The 14,833-nt window shown below is 68.5% G+C and carries 8 protein-coding genes; 5 read left to right on the top strand and 3 right to left on the bottom strand.

Annotated features, from left to right (window positions below; genetic code table 11):
- Positions 1-80 precede the first annotated feature (80 nt).
- A complete protein-coding gene (locus WS64_RS17860; RefSeq protein WP_060313993.1) occupies positions 81-1,109 on the bottom strand; it encodes a DNA topoisomerase IB in 1,029 nt (342 codons plus the stop codon).
- Positions 1,110-1,491: 382 nt separating this feature from the next.
- On the opposite strand from WS64_RS17860, the gene WS64_RS17855 reads away from it, so the two are divergent.
- Genes WS64_RS17855 through yjfF form a run of 4 tightly spaced genes read left to right on the top strand, consistent with a single transcriptional unit; the run spans position 1,492 to position 6,154 of the window.
- Complete coding sequence (locus tag WS64_RS17855; RefSeq protein ID WP_059637833.1) at positions 1,492-2,454, top strand: ABC transporter substrate-binding protein; 963 nt, start codon at positions 1,492-1,494, stop codon at positions 2,452-2,454.
- Between the two features lie 60 nt (positions 2,455-2,514).
- On the top strand, positions 2,515-4,029 hold the full coding sequence (locus tag WS64_RS17850) for a sugar ABC transporter ATP-binding protein (RefSeq protein ID WP_060967168.1): 1,515 nt from the start codon (positions 2,515-2,517) through the stop codon (positions 4,027-4,029).
- Positions 4,026-5,069 carry an ABC transporter permease gene (locus tag WS64_RS17845; RefSeq protein WP_059583798.1) on the top strand — a complete coding sequence of 348 codons (1,044 nt, stop codon included), beginning with the start codon at positions 4,026-4,028 and terminating at the stop codon, positions 5,067-5,069. The genes WS64_RS17850 and WS64_RS17845 overlap by 4 nt, the downstream gene beginning before the upstream one ends.
- Complete coding sequence (gene yjfF, locus WS64_RS17840; protein ID WP_059637829.1) at positions 5,066-6,154, top strand: galactofuranose ABC transporter, permease protein YjfF; 1,089 nt, start codon at positions 5,066-5,068, stop codon at positions 6,152-6,154. The genes WS64_RS17845 and yjfF overlap by 4 nt, the downstream gene beginning before the upstream one ends.
- 100 nt (positions 6,155-6,254) lie before the next feature.
- Here the strand turns inward: yjfF and WS64_RS17835 are convergent, their stop codons facing one another.
- The gene (locus WS64_RS17835) at positions 6,255-8,597 is read right to left on the bottom strand and encodes a sensor histidine kinase (RefSeq protein ID WP_060967167.1); all 2,343 of its coding nucleotides are present in this window, start codon (positions 8,595-8,597) and stop codon (positions 6,255-6,257) included.
- Positions 8,590-9,423, bottom strand: coding sequence for a response regulator transcription factor (locus WS64_RS17830; protein ID WP_059583794.1), 834 nt, complete (start codon positions 9,421-9,423; stop codon positions 8,590-8,592). Before WS64_RS17830 ends, WS64_RS17835 begins: the two co-directional genes overlap by 8 nt.
- Positions 9,424-10,900: 1,477 nt before the next feature.
- On the opposite strand from WS64_RS17830, the gene WS64_RS35585 reads away from it, so the two are divergent.
- Positions 10,901-14,833: a YadA-like family protein gene (locus WS64_RS35585; RefSeq protein ID WP_060967166.1), complete on the top strand. Its 3,933-nt coding sequence runs from the start codon at positions 10,901-10,903 to the stop codon at positions 14,831-14,833.

Below are 14,833 nucleotides of genomic sequence, written 5' to 3'. Positions count from 1 at the left end.
GCGCCCGGAACCCGGTGGTAAACGACACGCGGGCAGCCGCGCCGGTCGCGCGTGGTCGGGCATCGGCCCGAAGTGCACGCTCATCTCGCCGCGCGCGTGCTGGCGGAAACCAGCAATGCGACGAACGCCGCTTCGTCCGCGCGCAGGCCGCGCGGCGTACGCCGGACCGCGAGCGTGGCGAGCGCGCCGGACTCGAACGCGTCGAGCACGGCCGGATGAATGTAGCAGCGCCGGCAGACGGCCGGCGTGTTGCGCAGCAGGTCGGCCACCGCGCGCACGGTCTCGACGATCTGCTTGCGCGCATGCGTGACGCCGCGATGCGGCGTGCGCCGCAACAATCCCAGCGCGTGCACGCTGCCGGCCCACGTCCGGTAATCCTTCGCGGTGAAATCGGCGCCGCCGGCCTCGCGCAGGTAGTCGTTCACGTCGGACGACCCGACCGGATGGCGTACGCCGTCGTCGTCCACATACTGGAACAGCTCGTGACCGGGCAGCTCCGCGCAGCGCCGCACGATCCGCGCGACCCGCGCGTCGTCGACCGTCACGTCGTGTTCGATCCCGCTCTTGCCGGCGAAGCGCAGGCGCACCCGGCCGGGCTGGATCTTCAAATGGCGCTTGCGCAGCGTCGTCAGCCCGTACGAGCCGTTTTCGCGCGCGTATTCCGCGTTGCCGATCCGCGCGAGCGTCGTGTCGAGCAAGCGGACGATCGTCGCGACGACCTTGTCGCGCGGCATGCCCGGCAACGCCAGATCGCGCGTGACGCGCGCGCGGATGCGCGGCAGCGCCCGCGCGAACGCGGCCATCCGCGCGTACTTGTTCGCATCGCGGGTCGCGCGCCACTGCGGGTGATAGCGATACTGCTTGCGCCCGCGCGCGTCGCGGCCCGTCGCCTGCAGATGGCCGAGCGGATCCGCGCAGATCCACACGTCGGTATAGGCGGGCGGGATCGCGAGCGCGTCGATGCGGGCGATTTCCGCGGCATCGCGAATGCGTGTGCCGTCCTGCGCGTAGTACGCGAAGCCGTTGCGCAGCCGGCGGCGCGTGTAGCCGGGGTGGCGGTCGTCGACATGGCGCAGTGCGGCGACCGTGCCAGAAGCGTGCTGCTTCATGCCGCGGGGCGCCGGCCGGCGACGGCGACGGCGGCGGTGCGCGGCGACCCGCGTTCACGTGCAGCGATCATGCTTGTCTCCTTGGGTTCGCGTGAAGGGCGGGCGTGCGGCATGGGGTGCGAACAGCCATGGCGAGGGAGCAAGAACCGTGCGCCGCCCCGCGCGGGGCGGCCAGCGCGGTTAGGTGTTTATACGTATGCCGATTCCGATATCGGCCCAATCCAACATTTCATTGGAAGGTTATCGGACTTGTTCCTAGACTGATGCGGGGCATGTATACCGCGCCGGCCGGACACGCCGGCCGGCGCAGCCCGATCCGCGCCAGCGCCACGCAGAAACACAACAGCGCCGCGGCACACAACGACATCATCGGAGACGGACCATGACATTCATCAGGAAGCTGGCGGCAGGCGCGATCGTCGCCGCGGCGACGGTGCTGGCAGGCGGCGCGCACGCGCAGCAAAAGCCGATCACGCTCGGGTTCTCGCAAGTCGGCGCGGAAAGCGCATGGCGCACCGCGAACACCGTGTCGGTGAAGAGCGCGGCGAAGGATGCCGGCATCAACCTGAAGTTTTCCGACGCACAGCAGAAGCAGGAGAACCAGATTCGCGCGATCCGCTCGTTCATCGCGCAGAAGGTCGACGTGATCGCGTTCTCGCCGGTCGTCGAATCGGGCTGGGAGCCCGTGCTGAACGAAGCGAAGGCCGCGCATATCCCGGTGATCCTGACCGATCGCGCGGTCGACGTGAAGGACCCGTCGCTGTTCGTGACGATGATCGGCTCCGACTTCCTCGAGGAAGGGCGGCGCGCGGGCCACTGGATGGAAGAGCGCTACAAGAACGACCCGGGCCCGGTCAACATCGTCGAGCTGCAGGGCACGGTCGGCTCCGCGCCGGCCAACGATCGCCGCGCGGGCCTGCTCGAAGTGATCAAGAACAATCCGAAATTCAAGGTGATCGCCTCGCAGAGCGGCGACTTCACGCTCGCCGGCGGCAAGCAGGTGATGGAAGCGTTCGCGAAGACCTACGGCAAGCAGATCAACGTCGTCTACGCGCACAACGACGACATGGCGCTCGGCGCGATCCAGGCGATGGAGGAAGCCGGGATCAAGCCCGGCAAGGACGTGAGCGTCGTGTCGTTCGACGCGACCAAGGGCGGCTTCCAGGCGATGATCGCGGGCAAGATCAACGTCGACGTCGAATGCAGCCCGCTGCTCGGGCCGCAACTGATGAGCGCGGTGAAGGACGTCGTCGCCGGCAAGCCGGTGCCCAAGCGCATCGTGACCAACGAGACGGTGTTCCCGATGAACGTCGCGGCGCAGGTGCTGCCGACCCGGAAGTACTGACCTGTCCGCACGGGCGGCGGCCTGGCGGCCGCCGTCCGGCGACGCTTCGAGGGAGGGTGCATGCAGAGTCCGCCGGTGGTCGAGATGATCGGCATCGACAAGTCGTTTCCGGGTGTCAGCGCGCTGCAGCGCGTCGATTTCCGGCTGTTTCCGGGTGAGATCCACGCGTTGATGGGCCAGAACGGCGCGGGCAAGTCGACGCTGATCAACGTGCTCACCGGCGTGCATGCGCACGATGCGGGCGAGATTCGCGTCGGCGGCGCGCCGGTGAATTTCGCCGCGCCGCGCGAGGCGGAGGCGGCCGGGATCCAGACGCTCTACCAGGAAGTCAACCTGTGCGCGAACCTGTCGGTCGCGGAGAACATCTTCGCGGGCCGGCAGCCGATGCGGCGCGGCGCGATCGACTGGAACGCGATTCATGCGCGTGCGCGGGCGGCGCTCGCCGAACTCGACCTGTCGCTCGACGTCACGCGCTCGCTCGACGCGTATCCGATCGCCGTGCAGCAGATGGTCGCGATCGCGCGCGCGGTGTCGGTCGACGCACGCGTGCTGATTCTCGACGAGCCGACCTCGAGCCTCGACGACGGCGAGGTCGCGCGGCTGTTCGACGTGCTGCGCCGGCTGAAGGCGTCCGGCATCGCGATCCTGTTCGTCACGCATTTTCTCGAGCAGACCTATGCGGTGTCCGACCGGATCACCGTGATGCGCAACGGCGAGCGCGAAGGCGAGTACCTCGCGCGCGACCTGCCGGTCGACGTGCTGGTCGCGAAGATGACCGGCCGCGAACGCATGTCCGATACGCTGCAGGCGGGCGCGGCGGCGGTCGAGCGTGACGCCGCGGCCGCCGCGCCGTTCCTGTCGATGCGGCAGGTCGGCCGGCGCGGGATGATGAGCGCGCTCGATCTCGACGTGCGCCCCGGCGAGATCGTCGGGCTGGCCGGGCTGCTCGGCTCGGGCCGCACCGAAACCGCGCAACTGGCGTTCGCCGCGGCGCGCCCGGATACCGGCGCGATCGAGATCGACGGCGCGCGCAAGCGGCTCGCGTCGCCGCACGACGCGGTGCGCAACGGCATCGCGTACTGCCCGGAAGACCGCAAGAAGGAGGGCATCGTCGCCGCGCTGTCGATCCGCGAGAACATCGTGCTCGCGCTGCAGGCGCGGCGCGGCTGGTGGCGTCTGATCGGGCGGGCGCGCCAGCGCGAGATCGCCGACACGTATATCGCGCGGCTCGGCATCAAGGCGCGCGACGCGGAGCAGCCGATCGGGCTGCTGTCGGGCGGCAACCAGCAGAAGGTGCTGCTCGCGCGCTGGCTCGCGACGGACCCGAAGCTGCTGATTCTCGACGAGCCGACGCGCGGCATCGACGTCGCCGCGAAGTTCGACATCATGGAGCGCGTGCTGGCGTTGTGCGCGCAGGGTCTGGCGATCCTGTTCATCTCGTCGGAGATCGGCGAGGTCGTGCGCGTGAGCCACCGGATCGCGGTGCTGCGCGACCGGCGCAAGGTCGCGGAATTGACGGGCGCCGATGCGTCCGAGGAGCAGGTTTACCGGTTGATCGCGGGAGGTCAGTCATGACGCGCTTGCGCACGCTGTTTCGTCATCCGCTCGCGTGGCCGGTGCTGACGCTCGCGCTGCTGTTCGCGCTGGACGTCGCGCATCGTCCGGGCTTCCTGTCGATCGTGCTGCTCGACGGCCACCTGTTCGGCGCGCCGATCGACATCCTGAATCGCGCGGCGCCGCTCGTGATCGTGTCGCTCGGGATGACGCTCGTGATCGCGACGCGCGGCATCGACATCTCGGTCGGCGCGATCGTCGCGATCGCCGGCGCCGCGGCCGCGACCGTGCTCGAGGCGGACCCGTCGCGGGTCGGCGCGGCGCTGGCCGCGGCGCTCGGCGTCGGGCTGCTGGCCGGCGCGTGGAACGGGCTGCTCGTCGCGTTCGTCGGGATGCAGCCGATCATCGCGACGCTGATCCTGATGGTGGCCGGGCGCGGCGTCGCGCAACTGCTGACGGGCGGCCAGATCATCCCGATCGGCGCGCCCGGCTATCTCGCGCTCGGCGGCGGCTATCTCGCGACCGTGCCGTGCGCGGTGTGGATCGCCGTCGCGACGATCGGCGCGATCGCGTTGCTCGTGAACCGCACGGCGCTCGGGCTGTTCATTCGCGCGATTGGCGTGAACCCGGTCGCGACGCGGCTCGTCGGGCTACGCTCGGGCGCGATCGTGTTCGGCGTGTATCTGTGCTCCGGCGTGATGTCGGCGCTCGCGGGCATTCTCGCGAGCTCGAACGTGCGCAGCGCCGACGGCAACAACGCCGGGCTGCTGCTCGAGCTCGACGCGATCCTCGCGGTCACGCTCGGCGGCACGTCGCTGCTCGGCGGCCGTTTCAGCCTCGCGGGCTCGGTGCTCGGCGCGCTGATCATCCAGACGCTGACCTACACGACCTATTCGATCGGCGTGCCGCCGGAGGCGACGCTCGTCGTCAAGGCGGTCGTCGTGATCGTCGTGACGCTGATCCAGTCGGACGCGGCGCGCGCGCTGCTGGTGCGGCACGCGTCGCGGCTGCTGCCTTTCGCGCGATCGCGCGCCACCACCACCGGAGCGACGCCGCGATGACCCGTATCCTTGGCCGCCTCGCCGATCCGCGCACGCTGCCGATCGTCGTGACGATCGTGCTGTTCGTCGCGCTGTTCGGCTTCGGGTCCGTGATGTACACGGGCTTTTTCTCGATGCAGGTGCTGACCGGGCTGCTCGTCGACAACGCGTTCCTGTTGATCGTCGCGATCGGCATGACGTTCGTGATCGTGTCCGGCGGCATCGACCTGTCGGTCGGCTCCGTCGTTGCGCTGACAACGATCTTCTGCGCGGTCGGCGCCGAACGGCTGCACTGGCCCGTGTGGGTGATCGTGCCGCTGGTGCTCGCGTTCGGCGCGCTGTATGGCGCGGCGATGGGCGCGCTGATCCACTATTTCCGGTTGCAGCCGTTCATCGTCACGCTCGCCGGGATGTTCCTCGCGCGCGGCGCGTGCTTCCTGATCACGACGCAGTCGATCACGATCAACGCGCCGGCGTTCCATGCGATCGCGGGCATCAGCGTGCCGGTCGGCGGCGGCACGCTGAGCGCCGGTGCGCTGATCGCGCTCGCGACGCTGGCCGTCGCGATCTACGTCGCGCATTTCACGCGCTTCGGCCGCAACGTGTATGCGGTCGGCGGCAACGAACGCTCGGCGCTGCTGATGGGCTTGCCGGTCGCGCGCACGAAGATCGGCGTCTATGCGCTGAGCGGCTTCTGTTCGGCGCTCGGCGGCGTGGTGTTCACGCTGTACGTGCTGTCGGGCTACGGGCTGCAGGCGCAGGGAATGGAGCTCGACGCGATCGCCGCGACCGTGATCGGCGGCACGCTGCTGACGGGCGGCGTGGGCTACGTGATCGGTTCGGTGTTCGGGGTCGGCATCCTCGGCACGATCCAGGTGCTGATCACGTTCGACGGCACGCTGAGTTCGTGGTGGACGCGGATCGTGATCGGTGCGCTGCTGTGCGTGTTCTGCGTGCTGCAGCGGGTCATCGAGCGGCACGCGACGCGGCGGCGCACCGGCGGCACCGGGCTCGGCGCGCGGCGGCCGGCGCGCGATGCCGCGCCCGCGCGGCCGGCGCCGCCCGAAGAGGACGTCGCGCTGGTCTCCACGATGCGGCGGTCGTAGCGCGCTCGACCACCCTCGTGCGGGGAGTGCGAAATGAAGCGCGATGATCCGGCGACGGGCGTGGCCGATGCGCGGCCGGCGAGCATGGCCGCCCGCGCCGTCAGGCCGGCCCCGTCGCGTCCGCCTCGGTGTCGAACGACGTATCCGCGACGCGCGTGCGCTTCAGCGAGCCGGCCAGTTTTTCGATTGCGTGCAGATCCAGCGCATCGAGGTGCTCGCGCATTTCCTGCACGAACGGCGCATGATCCGGCTCGGCCACATACCGGCCGAGCCATTCCTCGATATCGGTCAGCCGGCCTTCGCCGGCGAGCACGATCAGTTCCGCGAGCGCATCGGCGGGCGGGCTGCGCATCGCGGGCGCGGCGCTGGCCGGCGCCGCTTCGTCGGCGGGATCGAACCGCCTGACGAGCCCCGACGCCGGCGCGAGCGCATGGCCGAGGGCCGGCGCGACGACCGCGAACGAGAACGTCGTGCCGATGCCCGGCTGGCTCGCGACGGCCAGCTCGCCGCCCATCGCGGCGACGATGCGCTGCGCGATGAACAGGCCGAGCCCGGTGCCGCCGTTCACGGCCTGCACCTGCTGGTACGCGCGGAAGATGTCGGCGGTCGCGCCGATGTCGATGCCGATGCCCGTATCGGCCACCTCGAACAGCAGGCGCCATGCATCGCCTTCGCGCGCCGCGTGAACCGACAGCGTGACCGTGCCGTTGCGCGTGAATTTCGATGCGTTCGACAACAGGTTCAGCAGCACCTGTTGCAGCCGGATACCGTCGATCAGCACCGTGCGCGGCAGCGGCGTGACGGGTTGGTAGACGAACCGGTTGTCCTGCTGCGCGCACAGCGCGACCGCGTAGTGGCCGATGTCGTCCAGCAGCCCGGGCAGATCGGTGCGGTCGGGCGCGACGCCGAGCGGCTGGAGTTCGGCCTTCGTGAACGCCAGCAATTCGTCGATCAGCGTGAGCTGGTAGCGGATGCTGCGGTCGATCGACCGGATCAGCCGCGCCTGGCCGTGCGTCGCGCCTTCCAGCAGCAGCTTCGCATAGCCGTTGATCGTCGACAGCGGCGCGCGCAGGTCGTGGCTGACATAGCCGAGCGTCTCGATCTTCTGCTGCATGTGCGTCTGCGACTGCTGCAATGCATCGTTGAGCGCCACCGTGCGCCGCGCGACTTCGTCGCGCAGCCGGTCCTGCTCGGTGAGCTGCCAGTGCTCGAGCCGCTTGCGCGCCTCGGTGCGCTGCCGGCCCACGTGGTGGATCCAGGCGGCCAGCACCAGCAGGTGCGTCGCGAGCCCGATGATCGCGATGACGGGGTTCGGAAAGACGTCGGACCGGATCCACGAGAGCAGCGGCGGCAGCGCATCGCGGCCGTCGAGCATGCGGATCAGCATGTTGAACGTCGCGAACGCCACCGCGATCAACATCACGCGGGCCGTCGGCGTGCGCCGGATCACAAGCGTCAGCGCCAGGCTGATGTTCACGACCGCGAGCACGGTGTTCAGCCACAGGCAGAACCGGGCGAAGGTCGCCAGATCGCCGAACGCCGCGCCGGCGATCCCCGCGCATTCGAGCGCGAGAAACACCACGTACACCGCGCGCATCGGCATCCTCGCCTTCTCGCGATGCGCGACCATCAGGATGAACACGATGAAGCACGCGACCGACAGGTACACGAAGATCGTTTCGCCGCGCGTCGACCACTCGCGCGCGCCGGGCGACAGGGCCATCGCGAGATAGCCGCGATACGCGGCCTCGAACAGCGCGGTGTTCAGGGTCAGCACGGCCAGCACGAGGAACACGCCGCTGCGCGAGAAAAAGCCGATCAGCAGCGCACACCAGACGAGGGCGAGCAACCCGCCGAAGAAGCCGAAGTTCCACATCGACGCGTGCAATTCCTGCGCGGTCCACGCGTCGCGGGTGAACGCGACCGGCGCGAGCCGCATTTCCTTGCGCGACGTGATGCGGATCAGCACGGGGAGCCGTTCGCCCGCGCGCAGCGTGACGTCGAGGGTCGGGTAGCGCGACGGCGCGTCGCGCGCATCGCCGCGATCGGCCGGGAAGCTGCGCTCGAGCATCCATTGGCCGTGCGGCGCGACATAGAAGTCGGCCCGGTCGACGCGCGCATCGCGAATCGCGAGCACCAGCGGGCGCGTCTCGCTGTCGCGGTTGACCAGCGTCGCGCGCACCCACCATGCCGAGCGCGAAAACATCACGTTGAACGAGGGCGCGGTTGCCATGGCTGCATGGCGGGCCGGGTCGGCGAGCCGGGCGGCGACCGCGTCGACGGACAGCGTCCCGCCGGCGTCCTCGAAAACCGATACGGCTTCGAGTCCCGCGGCGTTCGGCGTCGTCGCGGCGCGGGCCGTCGCGCATGTGACGGCCAGCGCCGCAAGAAGCAGGAGTACCGCGCGACATCCGGCCGTCCATGCCGCGTATTGCCTACGCATCGCCGTGGCGCCCCGCCGGTGCGGCCGGCGCGTCGACCGCGTGGCGCTGGCGCCGCCAGTCGGACGGCGTGATGCCGAAGCGTTCGCGGAACGCCGTCGCGAAATTGCCGGGCGTGGAAAAGCCGATTTCCTCGGCGATGTCGCCGATCCCCATCGACGTTTCCGCCAGGAAGTGCATCGCGGCGCGCAGGCGCGTGTCGCGCAGGTACTCGAATACGGTCTGGCCGAGATGATCGCGGAATACGCGGGACAGCCGCTTCTCGTGCGTACCGACCTGCTTCGCGAGATCCTCGAGCGCCGGCGGATGGCGCAGGTTGCGCAGCAGCACGTCGCTCGCCGCGCGCACGAGCGCCGCATCGGGGTTGTCGGGCAATTCGGGCAGGTGCGCGAACGGCTGGCTGCGTCGCACGCGCTTCAGGTGATTGCGAACCCGCGCGATCACTTCCGCCGGCTCGAACGGCTTGACGATGTAGTCGATCGCACCCGTTTCGAGCCCCGCGATCCGATCCTCGAGGTCGCCCGCGGCCGTCAGGATGATGACCGGAATGGATTGCGTGGACGGTGTGGACGCCAGCAGCCGGCTCGCGGCGAAACCGTCCATGCGCGGCATGCGCACGTCCATCAGGATCAGATCGGGCGCGATCGCTTGCGCGCGGTGATAGGCCTGCAGTCCGTCGAACGCGACGCTGATCCGGCACTGCGCGGTGCGCAGGATTTCGGTCAGGAGCCGCAGGTCGTTCGGCCGATCGTCGACGATGAGAATATGCGCGCCAGCGAGATCCGGCGTGATGCGAGGCGATGCCGGACTGGGCAGGCGGGATGGCATGGTTGCGAACGCGTGGGAAGGAGTGGCCTGTCAGGTCGGGGGGCAGTGCTATCTGCACGATTGTTGCAAAAAATTATATGCCGACGGCAACCTCGATTGTGAGGATTCCGTGCGGCGCGTGTGGGCTTGTCGCACGGGCGTAGTGGCGGCAGCGCGGTGGTGTTGTCCGCCCTGGACAAAACGGAGCGGAAAAATGTGCCGAACCGATTTCGCGGGTTTCGGACTTTATTTCCGATTTAATGATTTGAAGAGCCGGAGTGGCCCGGACGATGAATTCGCGCGCGAGATATCGAAATTCGCTGTGTCGGCGTAAATCGAATCCGTTCGTTTCTCGTCATCCCGGTTAAGTTTTCGTTGATATCGGCTCGATATTCCTGTTTCTGGAAAATCGCGTTTCCTGAAGATCTGTATGAATGTAAATGCCGTCCGCTCCGGAAAAGGGTTTTTCCGCTGCGGAAAAGGTTTGTTTGGACGAATGCCTGCACACTAGCCCCGGTGCGGCTGGAATCGGTTCTTTCACCGCTTCGGGTCGCCGTGAGGATTGTTGTCGCCGTCGCTCTCAGGGCAGCCGACATTCGATGGCGAATTGAATGATGGCATTCCCGGATGTTGGGAAGTCGGTAACAAAAGAATAACGGGCACGAGGGTAATGAAAACGTCATGATTGGCGAGATTTTTCGACATACAGCGCGAATCGAGAAATGACGGGTTGGGCTGGGTGCAAGGCGTCGAGCGAGAAGAAAATCGTCAAGTAAATTCGATCGATTAATTCGATGCCGGGGCCGTGCGGTGAGTAGCCGGCTTTTCCGGGAGATCCGGAAAAGCCGGTCGCCCGCCGGACGGAAAAGGGGTGAGCGACTTCGTGTGAGCCGCCGGGCGCTGTATCGATCCCGGGGGCCGCGCGCGGCGCTCTTCGAATCAGGCGGATACGAAAAACATGAATACGACAAGCATGGCAGGTCAGCGCGCCGGGTCGATCGATCCGGTGCGGGCTGTCAGCGTCGGCGATCCGGCGGCGCGTGCGTCAGATCCGGGGACTGCATGGCGCCTTTCACCGCCTGAATGACACATGACGGGCCGCCCGCGACGCGGGCCGGCATCCGTTCGTCCAGCGTCCGAGCGACGCTTTTCCAATGAGATTCGAAGTCGCCCTTCGGCGGGTGCGGCGGTGTGCGCGCGTGCGGATTCGCGGCGCGTCGTGCGCCGTGTCGCCGCCGGGCGGGCGATGTCGACTTCCGTGAATCGATAACCGGCGATCGCCATCGCGCATCGTGCCGAACGGGCATGCGCGGCGGTCGGTCGCGCACTCGCGATATGGGGCGAGCGTGTCGGGCAACGCTGTTCGTAGTTTTGATTAGTGATACGAAGTGAGAAGCGAGGCGTCGCGAGACAGGCGCAAGCGGAGCAGGTCCGCGCCGCGCCTGGCGCCGCGTTCGCTGTTGTGTCATCCAGCACATGAGAACCGAGGGAACACAAGATGAACAAGTCGTTCAAGTCGATCTGGAACGAAGCACTGGGCGCCTGGGTTGCGGCGTCGGAGCTCGATCGTGCGCGCGGCAAGCGTGTTGCGTCGTCGAGAAGCGCGTCCGTGCATGCGGCAGACGCGTGCATCGCGACGAAGCCGGCGCTCTCGCCCAGACGGCTCGTCGTGATGATGACGGCCGCGTATCTCGGGCTGTTCCAGGCCGGTGCGCATGCGCAATATTCGGCGGGTGGCGGCTCCGCGACCGGGGGCGCCAGCTCGACGGCGATCGGCAACGGTTCCGTGGCGTCGCAGGTGAATGCGACCTCTTACGGCAATCTGTCGACGGCGGCTGGCCTGTCGTCCACGGCGATCGGCCCCGGCGCGCATGCGATGGCCGATGGCGGGACGGCCATCGGCATCAATTCGCAAGTGACCGGCTTCAACGGCGTGGCGCTGGGCGTGCAGTCGATTGGCAGCGGCACTTTCTCGGTTGCCGTCGGCAATCTCTCGAGCGCGACCCAAAACGGCGCGGTGGCGATGGGCAGCGGCGCGGCTGCGACCGGCGTTTCGGCCATCGGGCTCGGCAACAACGCGCTGGCGTCCGGCCAGTATGCGGCCGCGCTCGGTCTCGGCGCGAGTGCGGTAGGCGCTCAAAGCGTCTCGCTCGGCTATGCGTCGAATGCAACCGATACGGGCTCGGTCGCGCTCGGCAATCAGTCGACGAGTTCGGGAGCGGCCGGCGTCGCGGTGGGCAGCGGCGCGCTGGCTTCCGGTAATTCCGGCGTCGCGATGGGCGTCAACAGCGGCGCGAAGGGCACGTCGTCGATCGCGATCGGCTGGGGCGGCACCGCGGGTGTGCCCGGCTCGGGCACGCAGTCGCTCGGCACGAGCTCGATCGCGATGGGCTCGAATACGACGGCCGGCGCGGACAATGCGCTGGCATTCGGCCTGAACGCGAATGCGTCGGGCCTCAGTTCGATCGCGATGGGCGTACAGTCGAGCGCGACGCAGCAGTTCGCGACCGCGCTCGGTAATCTGTCGCTTGCGACCGGCGTGTCCGCCAGCGCGCTGGGGCCTGGTGCGACGGCGTCGGCCACGAACGCGACAGCGGTCGGCATCAACAGCGTCGCGGCGGCTACGTCGACCGTCGCGATCGGCGATTCCAACTCGGTTGCCGCGGCGGCGGGTGCCGGTTCGGTCGCGGGCGGTTACGGCTCGAAGGTGTTGGGTGGCACCGGCGCCGTCGCGCTCGGCTTCGGCCAGACGGTGAGCGGCAACGGCGCGGTCGCAATCGGCGATCCGAGCACCGCGATCGGCACCGGCGCGGTGACGATGGGGTCGAACAACACCGCGAACGGCGACGGTGCAGTGGCGATCGGCAATACCAACAATGCGCAGGGCACGGGGTCCCTGGCGCTGGGCAATACGTCGACGGCGGCCGCTGCCGGTGCGGTCGCATTCGGCGCGTCGGCCGTGGCGAACAACGCAAACGATGTCGCGCTCGGCTCCGGGTCGACGACGGCCGCGCCGAATCCGACGGCCAGCGCGGTCATCGGCGGCGTCACGTACAACTTCAACGGCATCAACCCGACCAGCGTCGTCAGCGTGGGTAAAGCGGGCAGCGAGCGCCAGATCACCAACGTCGCGGCCGGGCGAATCAGTTCGTCGAGCACGGACGCGATCAACGGATCGCAACTCGCCGCGACGAACACCGCGCTCGATTCGCTGTCGACGTCGACGGCGTCGAGCATCACGTCGCTGTCCACGTCTACGTCCACCGGCATCGGTTCGTTGTCCACCGGGTTGAGCTCGACCATTAGCTCGGTGGCGTCGCTGTCCACGTCGACGTCGACGGGCATCAGTTCGCTGTCCACTGGCCTGAGTTCGACCAACAGCACGGTCACGTCGCTGTCGACTTCGACCTCGACCGTCGTCGGTTCGCTGTCCACGGGCCTGAGCTCGACGAACAGCAACCTGACGTCGCTGTCGACTTCGACGTCGACCGTCGCCGGCTCGCTGTCCACCGGCTTGAGCTCGACCAACAGCACGATCACGTCGCTGTCCACGTCGACGTCGACGGTCGTCGGCTCGCTGTCCACGGGCCTGAGCTCGACGAACAGCAGCCTGACCTCGCTGTCCACGGCCACGTCGACCGGCATCGGCTCGCTGTCCACCAGCCTGAGCTCGATCACGAACAACAACACGAACCTCGGCAACAGCACGGCCGGTGCGATCGGCGGCGGCGCCACCTACGATCCGACCACCGGCACGATCTCGGCGCCGTCGTACGTGACGTACAACAGCGACGGCTCCACGACGATCAACAACAACGTCGGCTCGGCGATCGACAACATCAACGCGAACGGCATCAAGTACTTCCACGCGAATTCGACCGCGCCGGACAGCCAGGCGCTCGGCCTGGACAGCGTCGCGATCGGCCCGAACGCGATCTCGCGCGTGGACGGCAGCATCGCGCTCGGCTCGGGCTCGGTCGCCGACCGCGCGACGGCGCCGTCGTCCGGCATCATCCGCAACGGCAGCGCGTCGATCCCGTTCGACACGACCGACCAGACGCTGCTCGGCGCGGTATCGGTCGGCGATGCGACGAACAGGACCTACCGCCAGATCACCAACGTCGCCGACGGCACCGGCCAGCAGGATGCGGTAACGGTGCGGCAGTTGACCGGCGCGCTGCAATCGTTCGCGGTGACGGGCCAGAAGTACTTCCACGCGAATTCGACGGCGGGGGATTCGCTGGCCGTCGGCGCGGAATCGATCGCGGTCGGGCCGACGACGGTCGTCAACGGCGACAACGGCGTGGGTATCGGCAACGGTGCGATCGTCGACCAGACCGCGCCGGGCGGGGTCGCGATCGGCCAGGCGGCGAGTTCCGCGCAGGCCGACGCGATCGCGCTGGGCAGCGGCGCGACGGCGACCGGCGCGCAGTCGGTCGCGCAGGGCGCGAATGCGGTGGCGGTCAGCGTGGGCAGCGTCGCGCTCGGCTCGGGGGCCCGCGGCAGCGCGACCGATGCGCTCGCGCTCGGCGCCGGCGCATCGGCGACGTTCGCGAACAGCGTCGCGCTGGGCGCCGGTTCGCTGACCACGGTTGGCGCACTGACGAACTACGTCGCGTACGGGCTGAGCAGCCCGCAATCGTCGGCCGGCGAAGTAAACATCGGTAATCGCCAGATCACCGGGCTCGCGGCCGGCAAGAACGGCACCGACGCGGTGAACGTGTCGCAGCTCGATTCGGTGGCGAACCAGTTGACGACGCTGATCGACCAGCGCACGACCAACCTCGGCGGGCAGTACACGACGAACCCGACCGGCGGCAACGTGCCGCCGGGGGCGAGCGGCTCGAACTCGTCGGCGGGCGGCTCGGGCGCGGTCGCGTCGGGCTCCAACAGCACGGCGGTCGGCAACGGTTCGACGGCGTCGGGCAACGGCTCGACGGCGATCGGCGTCGGCTCGACCGCGTCGGGCAACAACTCGACGGCGATCGGCACGGGCAGCAACGACGGCGGGCGCTCGAACGTGGTCGCGGTCGGCTCGGCGGATTCGGCGCGGCAGGTCGTGAACGTCGCGGCGGGCACGCAGGGCACCGATGCGGTGAACGTGAACCAGTTGAACGCGGTATCGAACCAGTTCACGCAATCGCTGAACACGGTCAACAACCAGCTCACGCAGATGCAGCAGCAGATCCAGCAGACCGATTCGATGGCCCGCGAGGGGATCGCCGCGACCGCCGCGATGGCGTCGATCCCGCACATGGACCGCGATTCGAACTTCGCGATGGGGGTCGGCACGGCGACGTTCCAGGGCCAGAAGGCCATGGCGGTCGGCGTGCAGGCGCGCATCACGGAGAACCTGAAGGCGACGCTGAACGGCGGCTTCGCCGGCAGCCAGCGCGTGGTCGGCGCGGGCATGCTGTACCAGTGGAAGTGA

Source organism: Burkholderia anthina, assembly GCF_001547525.1.
Taxonomy (GTDB): Bacteria; Pseudomonadota; Gammaproteobacteria; order Burkholderiales; family Burkholderiaceae; genus Burkholderia; species Burkholderia semiarida.
This window is presented reverse-complemented; position numbering and strand designations above follow the sequence as displayed.

What these genes read in the sequence shown, in the direction of transcription:
- WS64_RS17830 (WP_059583794.1), bottom strand. Translation starts at nt 9,423, where the DNA reads ATGCCATCCCGCCTGCCCAGTCCGGCATCGCCTCGCATCACGCCGGAT.
- WS64_RS17855 (WP_059637833.1), top strand. Translation starts at nt 1,492, where the DNA reads ATGACATTCATCAGGAAGCTGGCGGCAGGCGCGATCGTCGCCGCGGCG.
- WS64_RS17850 (WP_060967168.1), top strand. Translation starts at nt 2,515, where the DNA reads ATGCAGAGTCCGCCGGTGGTCGAGATGATCGGCATCGACAAGTCGTTT.
- WS64_RS17845 (WP_059583798.1), top strand. Translation starts at nt 4,026, where the DNA reads ATGACGCGCTTGCGCACGCTGTTTCGTCATCCGCTCGCGTGGCCGGTG.
- WS64_RS17835 (WP_060967167.1), bottom strand. Translation starts at nt 8,597, where the DNA reads ATGCGTAGGCAATACGCGGCATGGACGGCCGGATGTCGCGCGGTACTC.
- WS64_RS35585 (WP_060967166.1), top strand. Translation starts at nt 10,901, where the DNA reads ATGAACAAGTCGTTCAAGTCGATCTGGAACGAAGCACTGGGCGCCTGG.
- WS64_RS17860 (WP_060313993.1), bottom strand. Translation starts at nt 1,109, where the DNA reads ATGAAGCAGCACGCTTCTGGCACGGTCGCCGCACTGCGCCATGTCGAC.
- yjfF (WP_059637829.1), top strand. Translation starts at nt 5,066, where the DNA reads ATGACCCGTATCCTTGGCCGCCTCGCCGATCCGCGCACGCTGCCGATC.